General features: G+C 52.5%; 19 protein-coding genes and 1 tRNA gene. All 20 read left to right on the top strand.

Annotation, left to right across the window (positions count from 1 at the left end):
• Positions 1 to 323 precede the first annotated feature (323 nt).
• The 20 genes from HMPREF0636_RS03905 (at position 324) to HMPREF0636_RS04000 (ending at position 22,751) form a co-directional block, all read left to right on the top strand.
• Complete coding sequence (locus tag HMPREF0636_RS03905; protein ID WP_044168632.1) at positions 324 to 2,183, top strand: tetratricopeptide repeat protein; 1,860 nt, start codon at positions 324 to 326, stop codon at positions 2,181 to 2,183.
• Positions 2,180 to 3,046: a lipoprotein insertase outer membrane protein LolB1 gene (locus HMPREF0636_RS03910; RefSeq protein ID WP_044168633.1), complete on the top strand. Its 867-nt coding sequence runs from the start codon at positions 2,180 to 2,182 to the stop codon at positions 3,044 to 3,046. Before HMPREF0636_RS03905 ends, HMPREF0636_RS03910 begins: the two co-directional genes overlap by 4 nt.
• Positions 3,046 to 4,434 carry a murein hydrolase activator EnvC family protein gene (locus HMPREF0636_RS03915; protein WP_044168634.1) on the top strand — a complete coding sequence of 463 codons (1,389 nt, stop codon included), beginning with the start codon at positions 3,046 to 3,048 and terminating at the stop codon, positions 4,432 to 4,434. Before HMPREF0636_RS03910 ends, HMPREF0636_RS03915 begins: the two co-directional genes overlap by 1 nt.
• Entirely contained in the window at positions 4,419 to 5,483 is a 1,065-nt protein-coding gene (ribF, locus tag HMPREF0636_RS03920; protein ID WP_052328737.1) for a riboflavin biosynthesis protein RibF, read from the top strand. Before HMPREF0636_RS03915 ends, ribF begins: the two co-directional genes overlap by 16 nt.
• A 68-nt stretch (positions 5,484 to 5,551) precedes the next feature.
• Complete coding sequence (locus tag HMPREF0636_RS03925) at positions 5,552 to 6,739, top strand: glycosyltransferase (RefSeq protein WP_044168636.1); 1,188 nt, start codon at positions 5,552 to 5,554, stop codon at positions 6,737 to 6,739.
• 271 nt (positions 6,740 to 7,010) lie between these two features.
• The gene (locus HMPREF0636_RS03930; protein WP_248616868.1) at positions 7,011 to 8,201 is read left to right on the top strand and encodes a glycosyltransferase; all 1,191 of its coding nucleotides are present in this window, start codon (positions 7,011 to 7,013) and stop codon (positions 8,199 to 8,201) included.
• A 14-nt stretch (positions 8,202 to 8,215) separates the two neighbouring features.
• The gene (locus HMPREF0636_RS03935; RefSeq protein WP_044168639.1) at positions 8,216 to 9,304 is read left to right on the top strand and encodes a glycosyltransferase family 4 protein; all 1,089 of its coding nucleotides are present in this window, start codon (positions 8,216 to 8,218) and stop codon (positions 9,302 to 9,304) included.
• Entirely contained in the window at positions 9,301 to 10,278 is a 978-nt protein-coding gene (locus tag HMPREF0636_RS03940; RefSeq protein WP_044168640.1) for a glycosyltransferase family 2 protein, read from the top strand. The genes HMPREF0636_RS03935 and HMPREF0636_RS03940 overlap by 4 nt, the downstream gene beginning before the upstream one ends.
• An 8-nt stretch (positions 10,279 to 10,286) precedes the next feature.
• A complete protein-coding gene (locus tag HMPREF0636_RS03945) occupies positions 10,287 to 11,279 on the top strand; it encodes a glycosyltransferase family 2 protein (protein WP_044168674.1) in 993 nt (330 codons plus the stop codon).
• Positions 11,280 to 11,324: 45 nt separating this feature from the next.
• A complete protein-coding gene (locus HMPREF0636_RS08220) occupies positions 11,325 to 12,341 on the top strand; it encodes a glycosyltransferase family 2 protein (RefSeq protein WP_052328738.1) in 1,017 nt (338 codons plus the stop codon).
• A gap of 35 nt (positions 12,342 to 12,376) precedes the next feature.
• A complete protein-coding gene (locus HMPREF0636_RS03955) occupies positions 12,377 to 13,327 on the top strand; it encodes a ketopantoate reductase family protein (RefSeq protein ID WP_044168642.1) in 951 nt (316 codons plus the stop codon).
• An 89-nt stretch (positions 13,328 to 13,416) separates the two neighbouring features.
• Complete coding sequence (locus tag HMPREF0636_RS03960) at positions 13,417 to 14,685, top strand: M64 family metallopeptidase (protein ID WP_162147891.1); 1,269 nt, start codon at positions 13,417 to 13,419, stop codon at positions 14,683 to 14,685.
• Positions 14,686 to 15,297: 612 nt separating this feature from the next.
• Complete coding sequence (locus HMPREF0636_RS03965) at positions 15,298 to 16,203, top strand: diaminopimelate dehydrogenase (protein ID WP_044168643.1); 906 nt, start codon at positions 15,298 to 15,300, stop codon at positions 16,201 to 16,203.
• Between the two features lie 29 nt (positions 16,204 to 16,232).
• On the top strand, positions 16,233 to 17,096 hold the full coding sequence (gene lgt, locus HMPREF0636_RS03970) for a prolipoprotein diacylglyceryl transferase (protein ID WP_044168644.1): 864 nt from the start codon (positions 16,233 to 16,235) through the stop codon (positions 17,094 to 17,096).
• 60 nt (positions 17,097 to 17,156) lie between these two features.
• Positions 17,157 to 18,359: an FprA family A-type flavoprotein gene (locus tag HMPREF0636_RS03975; protein ID WP_044168645.1), complete on the top strand. Its 1,203-nt coding sequence runs from the start codon at positions 17,157 to 17,159 to the stop codon at positions 18,357 to 18,359.
• A gap of 51 nt (positions 18,360 to 18,410) precedes the next feature.
• Positions 18,411 to 19,196, top strand: a complete 786-nt coding sequence (nagB, locus tag HMPREF0636_RS03980) for a glucosamine-6-phosphate deaminase (protein ID WP_044168647.1) — start codon at positions 18,411 to 18,413, stop codon at positions 19,194 to 19,196.
• 566 nt (positions 19,197 to 19,762) lie between these two features.
• On the top strand, positions 19,763 to 20,458 hold the full coding sequence (gene trmD, locus HMPREF0636_RS03985) for a tRNA (guanosine(37)-N1)-methyltransferase TrmD (protein WP_044168679.1): 696 nt from the start codon (positions 19,763 to 19,765) through the stop codon (positions 20,456 to 20,458).
• An 89-nt stretch (positions 20,459 to 20,547) separates the two neighbouring features.
• Positions 20,548 to 22,047, top strand: a complete 1,500-nt coding sequence (locus tag HMPREF0636_RS03990) for a butyryl-CoA:acetate CoA transferase (RefSeq protein ID WP_005467511.1) — start codon at positions 20,548 to 20,550, stop codon at positions 22,045 to 22,047.
• A 125-nt stretch (positions 22,048 to 22,172) separates the two neighbouring features.
• Positions 22,173 to 22,628 (top strand): hypothetical protein, encoded by a 456-nt coding sequence (locus HMPREF0636_RS03995; protein ID WP_052328739.1) that lies wholly within the window; start codon positions 22,173 to 22,175, stop codon positions 22,626 to 22,628.
• 50 nt (positions 22,629 to 22,678) lie between these two features.
• A tRNA-Thr gene (locus HMPREF0636_RS04000) sits at positions 22,679 to 22,751 on the top strand.
• Positions 22,752 to 22,912: the final 161 nt, after the last annotated feature.

The raw sequence follows: 22,912 nt of genomic DNA on the forward strand, positions 1-22,912 counted from the left end.
CAAGCCACTCAGGTTTGCCCTCTTGTCGTTTGGGGTGAGACCCTCATCCTTCTTTAGATATACCTGACGAGCTTCTTGTTGCGATCAGGTGCTGTCTCGTTGTCCTTATTCTAGAAACTTCGGCACGAAGGAGGATGAAAAATCGAATTATCCTCCCTATGTCTGATAGCCTTTTTTACCTGATTGCTGAGCGCAGTAGGCTGTATGTGAGGGGAATTAGGTATCTTTGAAAGATAGTTGGATGTGTAGCTCTAGGCCTCTCTTGCGTTTTGCTTCTGTAGGGAGCATGTGTGAGGGAAACTCTTGCTACGATTGCGTAAGAAATGAGCAGAAGGAAACAGAGACTATATATATTATGTACGCTAGGCTTGGTGCTTGGGTTCACCCCTCTCTGTGCGGGAGCGACCCCAAGAATCTCCGCAGGTACTCCACCTACCGATAGCCTAGATGCTCGGGCTAAGGCCTCCGAGTTTTTCTACAAAGGAACGCTTGCACAGCGAGTAGATAAGACGCAGGAGGCATTGGACCTACTTCGTCGTGCCCACACGTTGGCACCACAGGACCCTGCTATTGCCTTTGCCTTGGGACAGCTCTATATGAATATGGAGCGACAGACAGAGGCTCTTCCCCTCATAGAAACGGCCTATCGATCCGATAGCACCAATATAGCTTATGCCGAAGCGTTGTCGTCTGCCTATGTCGCTCTTGAGCGTATGCAGGATGCCCTTCATGTGAATGAGTATCTAGGGAAAGTCAGTCCAGATGATGTGGACATTAAGTATCGTCTCGTCCAGCTCTACGCCCGTACGGGTAATTTGGATAAGGCTATTCGTCTTGCCTCCGAGCTACAGCTCCGTTTCCGCTCTCACCCCGAAGCCTACGCACGCCTTACCCAGATGAAGATCCAGCTCCTGAAGATGAAGCATGACACCAAAGCTGTGGAGGCTGAGTATAAGGAGCAGGCAAGGCTATTCCCCGAGGAACGTCAGCCGTATTATGACTTTATCCTGTACCTCATCCAGAGCAAGCGGTATAAGGAGGTGGAGAAACAACTGAGTGAAGATCTCAGGAAGAAGAACATCCGAGAGGGGGATGCTGTCGCTCTGCGTGTGCATTCTCTCATAGCACAGGGGGCATACGATCGCGCTGAGCAGATGCTCTCTAACCTAAATAAAGACCGACAGATTAGTGCCTCAGAGAAGTTCGTGCTTTGGGCTCTACTCTCTAAATCTGTCTCAGGGGAGGAGAAACTTCTCTCCGAGCGTTACATGCCCTACATCAAGGAGCTTGTTGATCTTTACCCTGACGAGCTAGAGGTGCTTCGTAGCTATGCACGCCTGCTTCGTTATAGAGAGCAATACACGGATGCCATAGCTCTCCTTCGTCCAAAGACCAAACTTCACCCAGAGGACGCAGGGTTGTGGGATGAACTCTTTCAGGATGCTATTGGGGTATCGGATGAGGATCTTATTGTAGAGGTCGCTCGTGAGGCCTTGCACTTTGTGCCCGAGGATTGGCGTTACTACATAGCACTTGCCTCGGGTGATTTTGCTAAGGAGCAATATGACGATGCTAAGCGTATCCTAGAGAAGGGTGTGGAGTCTATCTCTCCACAAACAGGGATTGGGGCCGCAAAGCTCTACGGACTCCTAGCTGATCTCTATGCCGAGAAGGGCAATGCTGAGGAACAGCCGAAAGCCGATAGCCTCTATCAGCGTGCCATTGAGGCTAATCCTCAGGATGCCGATGTGCTGAATAATTATGCTTATCGTCTTGCCAAGACAGGACGTGAGCTAGCTTTAGCCGAGCGATACGCAGGACAAGCAATCAAGCTCCGCCCTAAGGCCGCACATATCCTAGATACATACGCCTACATCCTCTACCTTCGGGGGAACTATACGCTTGCCAAGTTGTATCAAAAGAATGCGCTTGATGAAGCAGGTGAAGAGGCTTCGGGGGATATGTATGAGCATATGGGGGACATCCTACTTGCCCTAGGTGATCAAGAGGAAGCTCTAAACTATCTAGCTAAGGCAGCGATAGGGTACGAGTCACAAGGAAAGAGCGACGAGAAGGCTAAGGTCGAGGTGAAGATCCTTCGAGTGAGAGACCTTAGTAAGTCTTCCACGAGGGAGAGTAACTCCCCGAAACCAATAAAGACAGATCCAAATAAGCAAAGATGAAGCAAACAGCGATATATATAATAGGTATCTTCCTCTGCCTCTCCCTCGCAGGCTGTGGTGTCTCGCACAGAGGCTCTCGAGCCAGCTCCTCTGGGGAACTTGGGGCAGAGGCTTACTCAGAGTCTCGACTACGTTCCCTGCTCAGTGCTCCATCGCAGCGGAAGACTCTACGTGGAGCTATGACTGTGGACTTACAGCTTGGTAAGGAGAACTTCTCCTCAAGAGTTAATACCACGATTGTGCAGGGAGAGGGTATTTATTGGTCGGTCGTACCCTTCCCCCTCGTGGAGGCTGGGCGTGTATGGTTCACACCATCGGGCGTTACTGTTGTGGATCGTATCCACGGGCGCTATGCTGAAGCAACCAATAGAGAGCTATCGGACTATCTAGGCTTTCCCCTCGGTTATACAGAGATTGAGGCTCTATTGACTGGTCAACCCTTCCTGCCTGAGGCTGCCCGAGAGCGCAGTGTGAAGGCTCTGGTTTATAGAGTACATGAGGGCGGGGGAGCAGAGCTCGCAGGAAATATCCAATCCACTTCGCCTGGGGATGGGGCAGCCTACACCTTTCGCTGGAGCTTCTCCAAGGAGGGTTTCCCTGAACTATTCGATGTGTGGCATAAGGATGCTGCTAAGGGGCGCATCTTTGCCTTACGCTATCGTCCCAATACGGAGTCAGAGGGTGTATTACCTGCTCTCACGGAGTTCTTCCTCGGTAAAGATCTCAACGCTAGCCCCAAGCTCATTATTGACTGGACACGGGTACAGCCCTATACGGGCAGTGTGCCGAGCCTTACACCTCATATAAAAGACAGCTACAAGCGTATAGCTGTCAGTGACCTACTTCGTACCTTAGCAAAGTGATGAAGTCCCGAATCTTCCTCTCCATACGTTTCTTTTGTTTATTCCTTGGTCTTTGCTCCATTCTTGCGTTTCCGCTTGTGGGAGAAGCTCAGACGAAGAAGTCGAAGGCCCTTCGCCGTCTTGAGCAGGAGCGTAAAGAGCTACTCAAGAAGATAGAAGCCTCAGATAAGAAGCTCCAACAGCTTCGGGTCTCAACCAAAAGCTCTGAGCAGACATTGCGTGCCGTGCAGCAACAGGTTGCTCAGCGCCGTGAGGTCATTTCGCTCTTAGGTAATGAGGTCAGTGGCTTGCAGGCTCGTATTGATACCCTCTCGGGACACATTGGACGTCTTAGGCGAGAGGAGAGTGCCTTGCTCCTTCGTTATCAGGCTGCCCTCCTTCAGCTCCAGCGTGTAGATACCCACATTGATCCTCTGATCTTTATTCTTTCCTCCTCTTCACCAAACCAAGCACGGGAACGGCAACGTTTCCTTAGCAAGTACGTGAAGGCTGTCCAGCAGGCCTCTCAAGCCCTACGAAATACCCGATCCGAAATTGAGGTCACAAAGGTGGAGGTGGGGCGCACGCACTCTGAGAAGGAGCAACTCCTTGCTCTGCGAGAACAAGAAAAGCGCAAGCTCGAGAAGGAAGAGGCAGTACGTGCTACAGAGGTGAAGAGCCTTAAGGGGCAAGAGAAGCAGGTAGCCCAAGATCTCTCTCGACAGAGACAGCGTGCCGAGGCTCTTGATAGGCAAATCCAGAGACAGGTAGAGGCTGAGATAGCTGCTGCCCAAAAACGTGCCGAAGAGCTACGTAAGAAGCAACTTGCAGCTCGCGCAAAGACCAAACCTACCCCTACACCTAAGGGTCACAAAGGCTCTACTCCTACTACCCCTACTACACCCAAAACTCCCCCCGAGGAGCCTGCTGATGAACGGCGTGCAGCCACTCCAGGTGGCTATGCGATGGATGCCAGCGAGCGAGCTCTTGCTTCCTCCTTTGCTCAGAATAAGGGTAAGCTCCCAGCCCCCATCAGAGGCTCTTATTCTCTCCTGCGTACCTTCGGTGTACACCAGCATAGCGAGCACACTCGCGTACAGGTTAGTAGCAGTGGGGTGGACTATGGGGTGCATGGCGATAGTCATGCTTATGCTGTCTTCTCTGGAGTGGTTAGCCGTGTTTTTGTTGTCCCTGGGTATGGTACGGCATTGATCCTGAGGCATGGGAACTACCTCACTGTTTACGCTAACCTCGCTTCCCTCTCTGTAGGGCAGGGAGCAAGGGTGAAGACAGGTCAAGCCCTCGGGGCAATAGCTACTGCGCCTGATGGAAGTGGCTCACGCCTACTACACTTCCAGCTGTGGCACGAACGAACCAAGTTAGATCCTCTTTCATGGGTAAGAAGGTAATCGCCACCATTGGCTCCTTCGATGGCGTACATCGTGGGCATGCGATGCTCTTAGAGCAGATGCATAGCATCGCTCAAGGCTATGACGAAGCAGAGCTGCATGTCGTGACCTTTTCCCCCTACCCATCCGATGTCCTTCGCCCCGATCTTAGGATCGAGCACTTGACAGCACCAGAGGAGCGTAATCAGTTGCTCCGTGAGCTAGGTGGCGTCGAGGTGCATGACCTGTCTTTTACTGAGGCTCTCGCTGCGATGTCCGCAGAAGCCTTCATGGAGGACGTTTTGCGCCGACAGATCGGTGTGACGGATCTTGTTATTGGCTATGACCACCACTTTGGTAAAGGAGCTAGCCTAAGTATCGAAGACTATGAACGCCTAGGGCAAAGGCTCGGTATTGCTATCCACCGAGGACGAAGCTACCAAGTCGATGGCGAGGTTGTGAGCTCAACACGTATCCGAGAGTGCATCAAGTCGGGTGACATCTCTCGTGCGGCTCTGCTCCTTGGCCGTCGCTACTCTCTGAAGGGGAAAGTCGTGCAGGGACAGCAGCTAGGACGGAAACTGGGCTACCCGACAGCCAATATCGACCTCGGCTATGCTACCCAAGTCCTCCCTCAGGATGGCGTCTACCTTGTTCGTGCCTACCTCCGAGAAGGGGGTAGGGAGGCAGAGTACAAGGCAATGCTCTATATCGGTACACGTCCGAGCATCGACCAAGGGACCATGCTTCGCAGTATCGAGGCTCATCTCTTGGACTTCGATCGGGATATTTATGGAGAGGAGCTGGTGCTCCAGCTAGAGCGTTTCTTCCTACCCGAGCAACGGTTTGCGAGTAAGGAGGAGCTAAAGCTAGCCCTCTCGCTCTACGAAGCGAGCGTCCGTATGTACTTCGCACTAGAGGAGCGTCAGGTAAGTGAGGCCACCCAGATTCTTCACGAGGCAGAGCGTAGATATGGGGATCGACTGACCCCATCGACGGCACCAATCTTAGTTCGCCTCCAAGAGAGTCTCACCCATGCTCCCCATCGGGAGGCTTCCTCGAGCCTTTAATGCCCCTTCGCCCTAGGGATAATAGCTGTGAGCCATACAGCCCTTAGGAAAGCTAACCCATTTCACAGATGAAAATAGAAGGCCTACATGTCGCTAGTGTTCATCCGATCCTCTTCCGTGGAGGGCTGGATGTCATTGTGCATGATACGGGCAAGCTCTTTGCCTCTATGGGCGTCCACCTACATTACTATACAGTAGAGTGGCGTGAGGCGGAGTGGCAGATACCTGACCCTACATACTGTTCTCTCTCGCTATTTCCTAAGGGGGCAAAGCTATGGAATCAGCAGGCAGTAGACTTTCTTATTCAAGAGCTACGTCTACATCAGATTTCGGTGCTCCTTATCCCCAATATCTCCCCATTCCCTTACCTAGATGCCCTCAGAAGCACTGGGGTAAAGCTAATCTTTTGGAACCACGGGATGCCCCTATGGGAATATCGGGCTGCTATTGACGATCGTCGTTTCTTGGTAAAGAAGAATCTTAGTCGGCGCCTAGAGTGGATCTTCCTACGTGTCCCCTTCAAGCTCTGGACGGGTGCCTATAGACGGCAATGGGAGGACTATTACCGACGTATCATAGAGGGTACGGATCTCTACCTCACACTTTGCCCTGCGTATGCTCGGGAGCTTGCCGAGCGACTTCACTTACCCGCCGAGCAAGCCTCCAAACTCGTTCCCCTCATCAATACACTACAGGTAGAGCCACATCCAACACTGGAGAAGGAGAAGCTCATCGTCTTCGTTGGGCGTCTGAGCTATGCGGACAAGCGGGTGGATCGTGTCATCGACATCTGGGCAAGGGCTCACGAGGCTTTGCCAGATTGGCATGTCGAGATACACGGCACAGGTCCTGATGAGGAGCGACTGAAGGCATACCTGGAGCAGAAGGGACTCCCTCGCATACGTTTCTGTGGCTATACCGCCGAGCCAAGCGAGGTCTACCGAAGAGCCTCTGTACTGCTACTGACCTCCACACATGAGGGATGGGGGATGGTACTTGCCGAGGCACAGAACCATGGTGTTGTTCCGATGGCTTTTGCCTGCTCCTCGGGGGTACGTGCCGTACTTGGCGAGGATGAGCGTGCTGGGGTGCTGGTTCGCCCCTTCAGCTTGAGCCAGTATGCACAGCGATTGATTAGGCTCTGTCGTGACACAGACTATCGAGCGAAGCTACAGCAGGGGTGTCTAAGCAAACGCTTGGAGTATAGCCCCGAGCGAAGCCGTGAGGCATGGGAGGAGATCTTCCAGCGTCTCTAGTCAGAATGTGATCTGACTGCTGAGGCAGGAGGTAGAGCCCTTCGCCTTGGCACTCGATGGACTTTAGTTCGTACATGATCCACCCTTTTTCCCGTTGAGAGATTGAGGGGGGAGTCTATGACCTCACGAAGGTACCGAGGAAACCCCTCCAGAGGTACCGAGGGAAACTGCGAAGAGGTACCGAGGGTACTTCCCACGAGGTTCCCCCGATACCTCTCTTGAGGTCTCTAGCTTTGCCCCCATGAGGGGCTTCTTTTTAGCTTGTTTTAGAATGGATACAAAGGGTTTGCATGTAGCGATTGTACACCGCCGGCTTGCGCTGGGGGGAGCAGAGGAAGTCTCTAGAGAGACGAGCCTTATCTTTCGCCAGATGGGTATCTGTACGCACTTCTTTGCCGAGGAGCATCGTGCCGAGGAATGGGTACTGCCCACTTGCCCTGAGATCAGTCTGACACTCTTCCCAGAGGGGGTAAGGCTTTGGACTCGGGAGAGTGCAGACGTTATCCTCAGAGAGTCCAAGGCACGAGGGATACAAGTCGTGATCATCCCTATAGCACTGCCTAATGACCAGCTGGCCTACCTGCGCTCGGCAGGTCTACGGCTCATCTATTGGTGCCATAGCTCGCCACTCTGGGAGCTGATTGACCGCAGGGAGCGTGCAGGCTATAAGCCTCATCACCCCTGGCATAAGAACATCTACAGCCTACTTATACGGCGCACCCGAAGGCTCCTTGTCCCCGATCGTGCACGGCTCATCAAGTGGTACCAACATCTGGTGAGCGAGGTAGACTGCTTCATCACCCTCGCACCAGGTTACATCAAGATCTTTGCGGACTCCCTCGGACTAAGCGAGGAGGAGCAGAAGAAGTTTGTCTCTCTGCCCAACATGGTGCGCCCCCCAAAGGGCGAGGTAACCCTCCTCGATCGTCCGAAGAAGATTATCTTCATGGGGCGGCTAAGCTATGCCGACAAGCGGGCTGATCGACTCATCTACATCTGGGAGCAGATACACCGAGAGCTCCCCGAGTGGTCGGTAGAGATCTATGGTCAGGGCAAAGAAGAGAAGTACCTAAGGGCACTGATCGAGGATAAGCAACTTCCCCGCATCAGCCTCCGAGGCTATGCCCCTGATCCTAGCCTTATTTATCCTCAGTCCTCCGTCCTAGCTATGACCTCTACCTACGAGGGCTGGGGACTTGTACTGACCGAGGCTCAGAGCTACGGAGTCGTACCCATTGCCTTCGGATGCTCCGATGGGGTCAAGGAGATCATAGGCACAGGGGAGCAGTATGGACGCCTCGTTACTCCCTTTGATTTAGACGAATACGCGACGAAGCTACGTGAGCTATGCCTTCGGGAGGAGCTACGCCAAAGCCTTGCCGAGGCCTCTATGCGACGTGTCGAGGAATACTTCCCCGAGCGAAACATACCACGCTGGCAGGGGATCTTTGACCAACTCTGAGTATCTTTACTCTCATGAAGCCCGTAAGTAGCCCTCGCCTGCTCATCGACTTAGAGCGTAGACGTTACCCATACTCTGGTTTGGGCTATTACTGTCGTGCCCTAGAGATGGGGCTCCGGGAGGTAGGGGATAGTGGGCTGGAGTACCACTTCTATGCCCCCCGAGGAGCAGGAGGAGAGGGTAGGGTGGCTTTCTCGCCGCTTCATGCCTTCTTCAACCCAAGCCCCCGAGGCTTTGACCTCATACACTTGACCCATCAGAGACAGCATTACTTCCCACAGCTGTGGGGGAAGCCCTGTCTCGTGACCCTTCATGACCTAAACTTCCTCACTGAGCCTCTTGCCCCGAAGAAGCGGGAGAAGCTACTGCGACTAGTCGCCTCTAACCTCCGTCGGGCTACGGGCATTGCCTGCATATCGCACTATGTGAAGGAGGATCTCATGAGGCATAGAGAGCTCTTTGAACTGGCGGAGGATCTGCCTGTGCGGGTGATCCACAACGGAATCTTCCTTCCCGACGAAGCCCATCTAGCGTCCCTCCCTAAACCTAGACTGATACCTAAGGCTCCCTATCTACTAGCCCTAGGGGTACTGCATGAGAAGAAGCAACAGCACCTACTCATCCCCATGCTCGCAGCCCTGCCCGAGGAGCTACAGCTCGTGCTGATCTATTCGGAGGCCAAAGCCGATTACCTAGAGCGCATTACCTCGCTCGTGGCTCGCTATGGGCTACAGGGGCGAGTACACCTGATGAAGGCGGTGAGGGATGAGGAGAAGGCTCAGCTCCTCTACCATTGTCGTGCACTCGTACATCCCTCGATGGCGGAGGGCTTTGGGCTCCCAGTCGTAGAGGCCATGTCCCTCGGTAAGCCTCTCTTCCTTCGCCCGATGACTAGCTTGCCGGAGGTAGGGGGAGCGGAAGCGTATTACTTCCGAGACGTCGAGCCCGAGGCTATGGCAAGCCTTGTCCTAGAGGGGCTGGAGCTCCATGAGCGAGAGGCAGAGCGAGGGCAGAGACTTCGTGAGCGTGCCCTTCTCTTTGACTATCGGGCAATGGCTCGGGGGTATCAGGACCTTTACACCACACTATTAGAGCGAAGATGAAGCTAGCCGTCATCGTACCCGTCTATAGGGTCGAACCTTATCTCCGTCAGTGCATAGAGTCTATCCTGAACCAGAGCTACCGAGATCTCCGAGTCATACTCGTCGATGATGGCTCGCCTGATGCTTCGGGGGTGATCTGTGAGGAGTATGCCCAGCGAGATGAGCGAGTGATCGTGCTACACAAGGAGAATGGAGGCCAGAGTTCGGCACGCAACCTTGGACTAAAGCACATCGACGGCTGTGACTATGTCACCTTCTTAGATTCGGATGATTGGCTGGAGGGGAATACCTATGAGCAGTGCATTCGTCACCTCGAGGAGCATCCCGAGGTGAGCATTGTAGGCTACGGGTACAATATGGTCTACCCCGATCATGTCCACCCCTTGATCCCATCGCAGGAGACGCTGACGAGGGAGCAGGCTCTGCGCCTCCTCCTCTCTTGCAAATCGCCTATCGTCGGAGCGTTGGTATGGAGCCGAGTCTATCGCCTCTCTGCCTTAGTAGGGCTTAGCTTCCCCGAGGGAAGGCTGTGGGAGGATGTGAGCTACACCCTAGAGGTGCTCTGGCAAAGCTCGGGTAGCTATGCCCTTCTCCCTATCGCTGGGTTGAACTACCGAGTCCAGAGACCAGGTGCAGCTACCGAGAGTAGACTGCTAGACCAACGTGACCTCTTCCTTTCCCTAGAGAGTCTCATCGATCGTCGGGGAGAGGATCAGGTTTTTCTTACTTATGCCAATACACTAGAGCTGAGCTATCTTTGGCTTCAGTTCAAGCGCATCACGAGGGAGAGGGTGCTCTTTGACACCCTTAGCTCTGACTATCTAGCCTTCCTAAGGAAGGTACAGTCCCGCCCCTACATTAGCGTCTTTAGCTCTCGGTGGGAGCGACTTCGTCATTACTGGCTTTATCGCCATCCCCTTAGCCTACTTCGGCTAAGGCTCTTGGTGCGGGAGCTGTTTCATCGTCATAAATAGGATTGCTCTTGGTCTCTAACCTTCACCCCACAGATGCCACTCTGGCAGTCATTGTAGCTGTCTACAAGGTCGAGCCCTACCTTAGGGCATGTATTGAGTCGATCTTGACACAGAGCTACAGGGCTCTTCGGGTTATTTTGGTCGATGACGGCTCCCCCGATAGCTGTGGTGCTATCTGTGAGGAATACGCAGCAGTAGACCCACGGGTACACGTCATCCACAAGGAGAATGGTGGGCTTAGCGATGCTCGAAATTCAGGGCTAGCGCTTGTAGGGGACTGCCCCTACGTGACCTTCGTAGACAGCGATGACTGGTTAGAGGAAGGCATTTATGAGGCTTGTATCTCCACCCTAGAGCGTCATCCCGAGCTTGACTTAGTCGGCTATGGGCATCGCAGGGTATCTCCAGAGCAGGTAGAGGAGGTCATCCCAGAGGCTCGTACCTATAGCCACGAGGAGGCTCTCCAGCACTATGTCTCTATGACTTCGCCGATCGTCGCGCCTCCTGTTTGGGCAAAGGTCTATCGAAGAGAGCTCGTAGAGGGCTTGACGTTCTTTAAGGGACATAAGTGGGAGGATGTCCCCTACACCCTTGAGGTTCTTTGGCGAAGTAGAGCCTATGCCCTCCTACCACGTGTGGGGGTGAACTATCGCATCCAGCGTCCAGGTGCCATCACGGATGTGACCATACCTGATCGGGAGACGCTCTTTGAGGATCTAGAGGTGCTTATCCAGCGGTATAACGACACGACCTTCACAGCTCTTGCCAATACCTTGGCAGTGAATTGCCTTTGGCGACACATGAAGCTCTTGGTCAAGTCCCCCGGAGCCTATGCAGAGCATGGGAGGAAGTACCTCAAGATCGCTCAGCGACTAAGCCAGCGTCCCTACCTCAACACCTTCCGTTCACGCTCTAGGTGGTGGAAGTATCGTTTGTTCCATCGGATGCCAAGAGCCTTCCTCGGGGTTCAATCCTTGCTCTATCGCATTGCTCACCACTAATTATCAAGCCTGCCTCTGTCTCACTACTATTAGCTTCCAAGCTCTATGTCGATCACGTCCCCGTCCAGTCCTCGTCTAGCTGTCATTATCCCTGTCTACAAGGTAGAGCCTTATCTGCGACAGTGCATTGAGTCTGTCCAGCATCAGACCTTCAGGGCGCTACGTATCATACTTGTCGATGATGGCTCCCCCGACTCCTGCGGGGCGATCTGTGAGGAGTATGCTCGGCAGGATGATCGTATCCTCGTGCTACATAAGGAGAACGGAGGACTAAGCTCTGCTCGTAATCTTGGGCTAGAGTACGTTGGGGACTGCCGCTATGTGACCTACCTTGATAGTGATGACTGGCTAGAGCTGGATACGTATGAGCGTTGTGTAGATGCCCTAGAGCGTGAGTCTGATCTTGACTTGGTCGGCTTTGGCTTTGATGAGGTTTACCCTGATCGGGTAGCATCACAAGACATTCCAAGTCATAGTGGTCGCTATACGAAGGAGGAAACATTAACCCGATATGTCTCTGGGGAGAACGTGAGTATATCTCCTGCCGTATGGCAACGGGTATATAGGAGGGAGCTTATCGAAGGGTTGCGCTTCGTGGAGGGGCATAGCCTAGAGGATGTGTGCTATACGTTTCAGGTCTTTTGGCGATGCTCTGTCTATCGGATCTTACCCTTTGTAGGGCTTCACTATCGAGTAGGGAGACCTGGGGCGATCACGGAGAAAATTACTCAGAAGAATGCCTTGACGCTCTTCGAAGACCTCGAGGGTCTCATTCTGGAGGGACAGCATAACTGTAGCTTTACTGCTTATGGGAATACCCTGCTTGTAAACTACCTTTGGAACTACTACATGCTCCACCTGCATGATGAAGAGGCCTATAACCTCTACACCAGGCTCTATAAGCCTTTCCTCGTGAGGGCACGTAAACGTCGCTACCTAAACTGCTTTACGAGGCTGAAGCACTATCGCCGTCACCTCCTCTTCCTCCATTTCACCGAGGCCTTCATGCGCTATTGGCGACGCAGGGAATATCGCAAGGGACGGCTTCGTAAGCATCGATAATAGTCGTCAGCACAAACTCAAACGAATCAATCTCTATGCTACTACATCATATTACCATCTCGGGCCTAGGCGGTGTCGGGGGCTACTACGGGGCGATGCTCGTCCAGGCTGCCCGTAGAGAGAGTAAGGGACGTCAGATAGCCTTCCTCGCAAGAGGTGCGCACCTCGAGGCTATTCGCTCTCGTGGGCTACATGTCCATACCCCAGAACGAGACTTCACTGTCGAGCCTAACTTCGTAGCGGAAGACCCCCACGAGCTCCCCAAGTCTGACCTCGTCATTCTCGCTACCAAGAGCTATGACCTAGAGGCTAATCTTCGTCAGCTCCTACCCATCATCACCCCTGAGACCATCATCCTGCCCCTGCTGAATGGTGCCGACATCACCGAGCAGGTGAAGCGCATCCTACCTAATAATAGGGTGTGGGATGGCTGTGTCTATATCTCGGGGCGAAAGCCCGAGGCAGGAGAGATTCTACTAGAGGCGGAGCGTGAGATTTTCATCTTCGGTAGCCGTGAGACCACACGCACCGAGGAGGAGCGGGAGCTAGCCGACCTACTTACCTCTGTGGGTGTGAAGGCGATCAACCCAGACGACATAGAGGATCATATCCGTAAGAAGTACCTCATGATCTCTGCCACTGCTACGGGGACCTCCTACTACAACCTCACCGTGGGCGAAGCGCTTGCTCAGCACCCTAGAGGGATGCGTGCGCTCATCGAGGAGCTCTGCCAGCTCTACACTGCCCTAGGGCACGACCTAGGGGAGGATGCGGTAGAGCGAACGATCGAGCGACAGACCTTCATGATCCCTACCAGCACCAGCTCTATGCACGTGGACTTCCTCGCTGGGGGAAAGACGGAGCTGGAGAACCTCACGGGCTATGTCGTACGTACGGCGCATCACCATGGGCTCATCCTGCCCACCTATGATCGTATGTACCGTGCCCTCAGAGACGAACCCTACCCTCCACACAGCCGTGTGTGACGTACTACTCTGCTACTTTAACTCATTAACGCTTCATGATCATGCGAAGAAAGACTACCTCCCTTCTCCTCGTCGCCCTCTGCCTCCTCATGGGATGGGCAGAGCGAGCTGCGGCACAGCACTTCGACACCTTCTTCAGAGACAGCACGCTGCGCCTGGACTACATCTTCTCGGGGGACTCTGAGCACACGACCATCTACCCAGAGGAGCATCATCTGCTCACGGGCTGGGCGGGTCGCAGGCATCACCTCGATACCCTCGCTCTACGGGGCAACGCTCGTCTCTATGTACGGGACGAAGCCTCGGGGAAGGTCATCTACTGCACGTCCTTCAACTCCCTTTACCAAGAGTGGCGACTGACCGATGAGGCCAAGCGGGTACAGCGTGCCTACGAGAATGTCTTCCTCATCCCTTACCCTAAGGCACCTATCACGGTGACGATGGAGCTAAGCGGTGCGCATGCAGAGGTCATTGCCACACAGGTGCAGCGCATTGACCCTACAGACATCTTGATCCACGACCGTACAAAGGAGCCCGCTCTGCCCCACGAGTACCTCATCAAGTCGGGTACGGCGAAGGACTGCATCGACCTAGCCATCCTTGCCGAAGGCTACACCGAGGCCGAGATGCCACTCTTCCTCAAGGATGCTCGGGCTGCCGTGGATGCCATCTTCTCCTACGAGCCCTTCAAGAGCTATCGAGAGCACTTCAATGTCGTTGCCGTCCGCTCGACATCCAAGGACTCGGGTGTCGCTGTCCCCCGTGAGCACTTCTGGCCCCGCACGCCCTTTAGCTCCCACTTCGATACCTTCTATAGCGATCGCTATCTGACCACCCGCCGGGTCAAGGCCATCAATGATGCCCTCGTAGGCATCCCCTATGAACACTTAATTATCCTCGTCAATAGCGATGTGTATGGTGGTGGCGGTATCTACAACTCCTACCTCATCAGCTCGACACACCACAAGTATTACCTCCCTGTGATCGTACATGAGTTCGGGCACAGCTTCGGGGGCTTGACCGACGAATACTTCTACGAAGATGATGCGGTATCGGAGAGTTACTCTAGGGATGTTGAGCCCTGGGAGCAGAACGTCACGAACCTCAAGGACTTCGAGGGCAAGAAGTGGTCACACCTGATTCGCAAGGGGACTCCCGTCCCCACACCACCTGCCCAGGCCAAGAAATACCCTGTGGGGCTATACGAAGGTGCAGCCTACAGCAAGAAGGGGATGTATCGCCCGAGCTTCGACTGTCGTATGCGGTCGAATGCCAACCCTGACTTCTGTCCAGCCTGTCACCTCGCACTGAATAAGCTCATGAGCTACTATCTCGATGGGATAAAGAAGACGAAATAGTCTAAAGAGCCTGTTCCGAAAAGCCCAAGGTGGTATGCTCAGTAGGTGAGCGTACCGCCTTGGGCTTTCGTGTTGTAGATGCACCTCAAAGAAGTCAGTAGGGACAAGCAATGATGGGAGGATTACAAGGTGTCTAAGGCAAAACTAATGAGGGGACATGGGTGACATGTGCGCTCCCAACCTAATAGGATGGAGGATGAAGAGGGAAAAATACGCCTCGCAATAGCCCTATTCTAAAGGGTTTCGGATGGGGTGTAGGTGAGTTATGGTAAGTCGCAAAGAAGAGTTGTGGTAACTCGTCTTCGAGACTTACCATAACTCGTTTGAACGAGTTACCATAACTTGTTAGGACGAGTTGTGGTAACTCGCTGTTGGTTTATTTTGATACGATTGTAAGTGCCTCTTCCATAGTCTTCTATGCTTCGCGTGGGGATGCTGTCTTACTTGCTTGGCCTACGACATACGCCTTGTGGTAATCTAAGATTGTCTAGTCAGGTATTCCTTCATATCGGTGGTTTTATAGTGCCCCCTCTAGACCGATATTTCTTATCTTTGTTGCGCATATAATAAGGATTTAAGAATACTTAGATTAACGGAAGAAAGAGATATATAATGTCTGCAACAAAGAAAATCAAAGCTGCTATCGTAGGCTATGGGAATATTGGCCGATATGCCGTGGAGGCTCTCCTTGCATCGCCAGACTTTGAGCTGGTTGGTGTCGTGCGTAGAGACGCAACGAACATTCCCTACGAACTTCGTCCCTACCATGTGGTAAGCTCTATTCGTGAGCTGGGGCAGGTCGATGTGGCCTTACTTTGTACCCCGACACGGCTCGTAGAGGAGACGGCAAGGGAGATTTTAGCCGAGGGTATTCGCACGGTTGATAGCTTCGATATTCATACGGATATAGTGTCTCTTCGTCGTTCGCTCGGCGAGGTAGCACGGCAACATGGCGTGGTCTCTGTGATTGCCTCGGGTTGGGATCCGGGTAGTGACTCCGTGGTGCGTACCCTCATGGAGGCTATTGTGCCTAAGGGGATTACCTACACGAACTTTGGTCCTGGTATGAGCATGGGGCATACTGTTGCCGTCAAAGCCATCAAGGGCGTACGGAAGGCACTCTCGATGACTATCCCCACAGGGACGGGCATCCACCGCCGTATGGTGTACATCGAGCTGGAGCAGGGCTTCCGTGCAGAAGACGTTATTTCTGCTATCAAGTCCGATGAATACTTTGCTCATGATGAGACGCATGTCTCCATCGTCGATGACGTGGAGGCACTTATTGATATGGGGCATGGCGTACACATGACTCGTAAGGGCGTCTCTGGTGTGACGCAGAATCAGCTCTTGGAGTTTAATATGAAAATCAATAACCCTGCTCTGACAGCACAGATTCTCGTCTCTGTGGCACGAGCCTCGATGCGCCTTGCGCCTGGCTGCTATACGATGCAGGAAATCCCTGTAATCGACCTGCTGCCTGGTGATCGGGAGGAGTGGATACGCAAACTCTGCTGATACGACTACACTAAGATACAAGTATAGATATGACGCTAGCATCTATCGTGTGGGATGTAGATCCCGTGATTTTTGAGGTTTTTGGGCGAGGTATCCGCTGGTATGGATTGCTCTTTGCCCTTGGACTCTTAATCCTTGGCCCACTGATCGAAGATAGGATGTGGAAGAGGGAGAAGTTGAAGCCCGAGTGGATCAATTCGCTCTTTATCTATGTCGTGGTGGGGACAGTTGTGGGAGCTCGTCTAGGGCATGTGCTCTTTTACGATCCAGCTTATTACCTAGCCAACCCAACGAAGATTTTCGCAGTGTGGGAGGGCGGATTGGCGAGCCATGGAGGGACGATTGGTATCATCATCGCTGTATGGTTTTACTCTAGGCGTGTGACTAAGCGTTCGATGCTTTGGACGCTTGACCGCCTAGCTGTGCCAACGGGTCTTGCGGCAGCACTCATACGCCTAGGTAATCTGATGAATAGCGAGATCTTCGGTAGACCTACGGAGCTTCCTTGGGGTTTCGTCTTCCCTCGTGCCTCAGAGTTTGCTGGCTTCGCTGAGCGAGGTCTCTCGATACCTGCTTGTCACCCGACACAGATTTATGAGGCGTTGGCGTACCTCGTTGTCTTTGCTTGGTGCATGTACCTCTATTGGGTGCGTGATGCTGCTCGTAGGTACTCGGGGCTGATACTTGGCTGGTTCTTGACTGGAGTCTTTGGCTTCCGTTTCTTTGTCGAGAGCATAAAGAATGTCCAGGAGTCTTGGGAGGTCGATATGGTGCTTAACTATGGGATCAATATGGGACAGCTATTGAGTATCCCCTTTGTTATCGCAGGGGTGTTCCTGATTGTCTACTCATTACGCCACCCGCTCCAACCAGAGCCCATCACGAAGAAATAACAGAAGGTGCTGGGGAGAGATGCCCTCAGCACCTTTTCTCTAATAGAAATACTACGCACTATGTATCAAGTACCTCAAATCACTGACTCCATATACTACGTCGGTGTGAATGACCGCATGAAGGCTCTCTTTGAGAACATGTGGAGCCTTCCCAATGGTGTGGCATATAACTCCTACCTGATTGTAGATGAACAAACGACCCTCATAGATACGGTGGATATATGTTACTCTGACATCTTCATGCATAAGCTGGAGCTTGTCCTTCAGGGGAGACCGATAGACTACCTCATCATAAACCATATGGAGCCAGACCATGGCGGCTCAATTGGTCTGCTGAGGCAACGGTACCCCGAGATGAAGATCGTGGGGAACAAGAAGACCTTTGATATGCTAAGTGGCTTCCATGGCATCACAGAGGGGTTACACGAAGTGAAGAATGGGGATGCCCTTCGGATCGGTAGGCATGAATTCTCATTCCTCATGGCTCCGATGGTACATTGGCCAGAGGTCATGTTCACCTATGAGCAGACCAACAAGATCCTCTTCACGGCAGATGCCTTTGGCTCATTTGGGGCGCTTGATGGTTACCTTTTCGATAGCCAGCTGCCAGATCGTACGGCCTACTTTAGAGAAATGCAACGATACTACGCTACGGTCATTGGCAAGTATGGAGGCTTTGTCCAAAAGGCACTTGCCAGCATCGACAAGCAGGGACTCGATATAGACTTTGTTTGTCCTGCGCATGGTGTCGTTTGGGGAAGAGAGGGATACGAAGAGGCACGAGCTATCTATGATCGTCTCGCACAGTTTGCCTCGACTCCTGGCGTAGTCATCCTCTACGGCTCTATGTATGGCAATACCGAGCAACTAGCAGACGTCATCGCGCAGAGTCTATCAGCCTCGGGGGTGCAGCATATCGTTTGTCATAATGTGACGAAATCAGACCCCTCGGAAATCCTCTGTGATATCTTCCGTTACCAAGGGCTCATCATTGGTTGCCCAACGTACTGTGGCGAACTCTTCTCACCCATCCAAAATCTCCTGCAGCTCATCCGTATACGAGATGTGAAAAATCGCCTCTACTCGGTTTTTGGCTCCTATACGTGGGCTCCTGGTGCGGTGAAGCGACTTGTTCCCTTTGCTGACGAAATGAAGTGGGAGCTCATTGGCGAATCGGTCGAGATGAAGATGTCGGATCTACCCTCTGTCCTAGATGCTGGGTGGGCACTCGGACAAGCAATGGCTGAGCGGCTGAAGGCTTAGCTACTCCTCATAAAGTTTACGAATAAGCATAACTAATCATCAACTAACCTCATGCGTCTTATTATCCAACCCGACTCCTCAGGCATCGCTCGCTGGGCTGCTGACTACGTCATTGCTCGTATCCAAACAGCTCGCCCTACGGCAGAGAAACCCTTTGTGCTAGGTCTTCCTACAGGCTCTTCGCCTCTAGGGATGTACAAAGCCCTAGTGGAGGCTCACAAGGCAGGGCGTGTCTCTTTCGAGCACGTCGTTACCTTCAACATGGACGAGTACGTAGGCATCCCAGAGGATCACCCACAGAGCTATCATAGCTTCATGTGGACGAACTTCTTCAGCCATATAGATATCAAGAAGGAGAACGTGCATATCCTCAATGGTAATGCCTCTGACCTCGAGGCGGAGTGTGCTGCCTACGAAGCTAAAATTGAGGCTGTGGGAGGTATCGACCTCTTCCTCGGTGGTATCGGCCCAGATGGTCATATTGCCTTCAACGAGCCAGGCTCATCCCTCTCCTCTCGTACTCGTATCAAGACGCTTACGACCGATACGATTATTGCCAATAGCCGTTTCTTCGAGGGCGACGTCAATAAGGTGCCTAAGACTGCGCTTACCGTAGGGGTAGGTACGGTGATGGCTGCACGTGAAGTGCTCATCCTAGCCAATGGACATGGCAAGGCCAGAGCTCTACAACAGGCTGTCGAGGGTGCTGTGAACCAGATGTGGACGATTACGGCACTGCAACTTCATCCCAAGGGCATCATCGTTTGTGATGAAGCGGCATGTATCGAACTCAAGGTGGGTACGTATAATTACTTCAAGGATATTGAGCGACTCTAGGCCCTTACACTAGCCTCTGGCTAGAAGCCATCGTTTAGGACGGTCGTGTGTTATGTATAGCGCACGACCGTCCTTTTTATGTGCTTGGGTAAATAGGCTAGGGATTTTCTTTCGGGGGCGATGGAGAAAACGTAAACACTCTTTGTGGAAGGGGAACCGGGGTTTCTAGCCTTCGAGATAAGTCTAGCTCTATATTCTTAGTAAGGCGCAGATTATCAGTGTGCTATACTTCCTCCAAAATTAGCCTCTAATGAGTTATGGTAAGTCGCTCGAACGACTTACCATAACTCTCGATTAAGAGTTACCATAAGTCGTTTAGACGAGTTACCGTAACTCGTTGCGACGAGTTATGGTAACTTGTTGGTAGGCACTGCAAGCGTCCCTAGATAGAGGAGTTTCGAGGGGGCAGTTCCGAGCCTTAGGCGGGTATGATTTTTAACTCTGCACAGGTGTTCTCACCCGATCTGTACCCTTGACCTGGTCTGAATTTATACAGCATGGGGAGGGACTGCCCAAGAGTGAGTACCTTTGCCCTAGGAAATAATATTTGGATACAGACAAAATACGTGCGCATAGATATACTGACCGTCGTTCCCGAGCTACTGGAGAGCCCGCTGAAGCACTCCATCATCGGGCGAGCACAGCAAGCTGGATACCTGGAGCTGGAGGTGCATAACATCCGAGACTATTCGACGAATAAATGGCGACGGGTAGATGACTATCCCTTTGGGGGCGAAGCAGGTATGATCTTACAGATTGAACCCATTGACAGAGCTATCAGTGATCTGAAATCGCAGCGTGCGTATGACGAAGTGATTTATACCTCTCCCGATGGGGAGACCTTCAGCCAAGGGATAGCCAATGAGCTGAGCCTAAGAGAGAACCTTATTATCCTCTGTGGACACTACAAGGGCATCGACCACCGCATCCGTGAGCACCTCATCACACGAGAGATCTCCGTGGGGGACTATGTCTTGACGGGGGGAGAGCTGCCAGCTGCGATTATGACGGACGCTATCGTGCGTCTGCTGCCCGGGGTAATCGGTGATGCTGAGAGTGCGCTCTCAGATACCTTCCAAGACGATCTCCTTGCTCCACCGATTTACACACGTCCAGCTGAGTACAAAGGATGGTGTGTGCCAGAGATTCTACTCAGTGGCCATGCTGCGAAGATAGAGGAGTGGAAGATGAATCAGGCCACAGAGCGTACCAAGCGTCTGAGACCTGACCTCTGGGAGCGACATAAGAATGCAGGGAAATAGCAAGGTATTTGTTACTTTTGCTTCTCAGTAAGTCTTTTATACGGAGAGAACAAACAAGGAACATAAAATATCCATATAAATAACGAATCATGGCTTTGAAGTTTATCACAGCAGATGAGGCTGCTGCGCTGGTGCAGCACAACGACAATGTTGGTTTCAGTGGCTTTACGCCTGCTGGCTGTCCGAAGGTAGTCCCAGGGGCTATCGCTCGTAGAGCAGAGGCGGAGCATGCCGCTGGTCGTCCATTCAAGATTGGGATGTTTACGGGTGCAAGCACGGGCGACCGTCTCGATGGTGCTCTGGCACGTGCCGAGGCAGTGAAGTTCCGTACTCCGTATCAATCCAACAAGGACATGCGTGCGGGGATCAATGCTGCGAGCAACCCCTATTTCGACATGCACCTCTCGATGGTAGCTCAGGAGCTCCGCTACGGCTTCCTTGGGAAGGTGAACGTAGCTATTGTAGAGGCTGCTGACGTGACCGAAGATGGAGAAATCGTGCCTACCTGTGGTGTGGGTATCCTACCTACCATCTGCCGTCTAGCAGACAAGATTATAGTCGAGCTGAATGATAAGCATCCTAAGGAAATACGAGGTATGCATGACCTTGCAGAGCCGCTCGACCCTCCTCACCGCAGAGATATAGCTATCTACAGCCCTAGTGACCGTGTCGGTGATACTTGCATCAAGGTCGATCCTGCTAAGATCGTCGGTGTAGTACGTACCAGTGAGCCTAATGACGAGGGTGGCTTCGCTCCTCTAGATGAGGTGACACAGGCTATTGGGAATAACGTTGCTCAGTTCCTCGTCTCTGAGATGGAGGCTGGTCGCCTGCCTAAGGAATTCCTCCCTCTACAGAGTGGTGTGGGTAATGTAGCGAATGCTGTACTTGGTGCGCTAGGAGATAATGAGAAGATTCCAGCCTTTAATGTCTACACTGAGGTCATCCAAGACGCTGTGATTGCGCTGATGAAGAAGGGGCGTGTTAAGTTCGCCAGTGGCTGCTCACTCTCTGTCTCTCGCCCCGTGATCCAAGACATCTATGCCAACCTTGACTTCTTCAAGGATAAGCTCCTTCTCCGTCCACAGGAGTACTCCAACAACCCAGAGATTGTCCGCCGTCTCGGTATCATTACAATCAATACTGCCCTAGAGGCCGATATCTTCGGTAATATCAACTCCACGCACGTCAATGGCACACGTATGATGAATGGGATTGGTGGCTCAGGAGACTTTGCACGTAACGGCTACCTCTCGATCTTCACCACACCTTCGACTGCTAAGGATGGAAAGATTTCTGCCTTTGTACCGATGGTTTCTCACCTCGACCACAGTGAGCACTCAGTGAAGATTATCATCACGGAGTATGGTATCGCTGACCTTCGTGGTAAGAGTCCACGCCAGAGAGCTGAGGAAATCATCGAGAAGTGCGTACACCCCGATTACAAGCCTCTGCTCCGTGAGTACCTAGAGCTCGGAGTGAAGGGGCAGACACCTCAGGATCTAGAGTGTTGCTTTGCTTTCCATCAGGAGATCGCAGCCTCTGGGGATATGCGTAACGTGGACTGGAAGAAGTACAAGAAGCAGTAAGTCCACACCTCCCTTTGTATCTCTCCTATTAGCCTTGCCCGCCCGCCTATCCGGAGCTCATCAATGAGCTTGGGTGAGCCGTGCTGGTAAGGCTAATGGGTGGATACAATCATTTCAAAAGAGATATGGCACACAGCAACGAAAGGGAACTACAACTCCTGCGTAAGCTCTTCCTTGCATTGGCTGGTGAAGAAGCGCCACTCCTAACCAGACCAGTGAATGACCTCTTCCTGCAAATCGATTGTGAAGAGGGAGAGCTACGCATCTATGATGATCAAGATGAACTCATAGCACATCAAGAGATTTTCTCTTGGTCTGATACGGGTACGATTGATGAGCCAGCGACAGAGGCTGTTGAGACGGTTCGTGAGCTGGTGACGCGTTTGGAGCAAAAAGGCTTCTGGAGCAAGGAGGTTTTTGCACGTCCCTTCTCGATTGAGCTCGTTCGCTCGGACTTCTCTGTGATTGAGGAGCTACTCTTTTTGGATGAAGACCTTGTGAAGCTCTCCACTCCGCTCTTGGATGGCTTGGGTAAGGAGCTGGATAAGTTCCTCGGAGAGCTTTTGGAGGATCTCAAATAAATCTCTATCTTTGCACCGCTTTTAGAGCGTAGTAAGACGCTCGGGGAGTTGCCGAAATAGCTCAGTTGGTAGAGCAATTCATTCGTAATGAATAGGTCGCCGGTTCGAGTCCGGCTTTCGGCTCAGTTTCTCAACTTATATTGTCATGCTTTTTTGTGGCAATAACACAGCTTTAACGCTGGCTCTCAGGAGGGAGTCAGCGTACTTCTTTTTTAGACTTACCTACGCACTACATATAAGAGTAGAATGAGGATGGCGTTCGGGTGTTTTCTCTCTTTATTACT

Origin of the sequence: Porphyromonas catoniae ATCC 51270, assembly GCF_000565015.1 — a bacterium.
GTDB classification, from domain to species: Bacteria; Bacteroidota; Bacteroidia; order Bacteroidales; family Porphyromonadaceae; genus Porphyromonas; species Porphyromonas catoniae.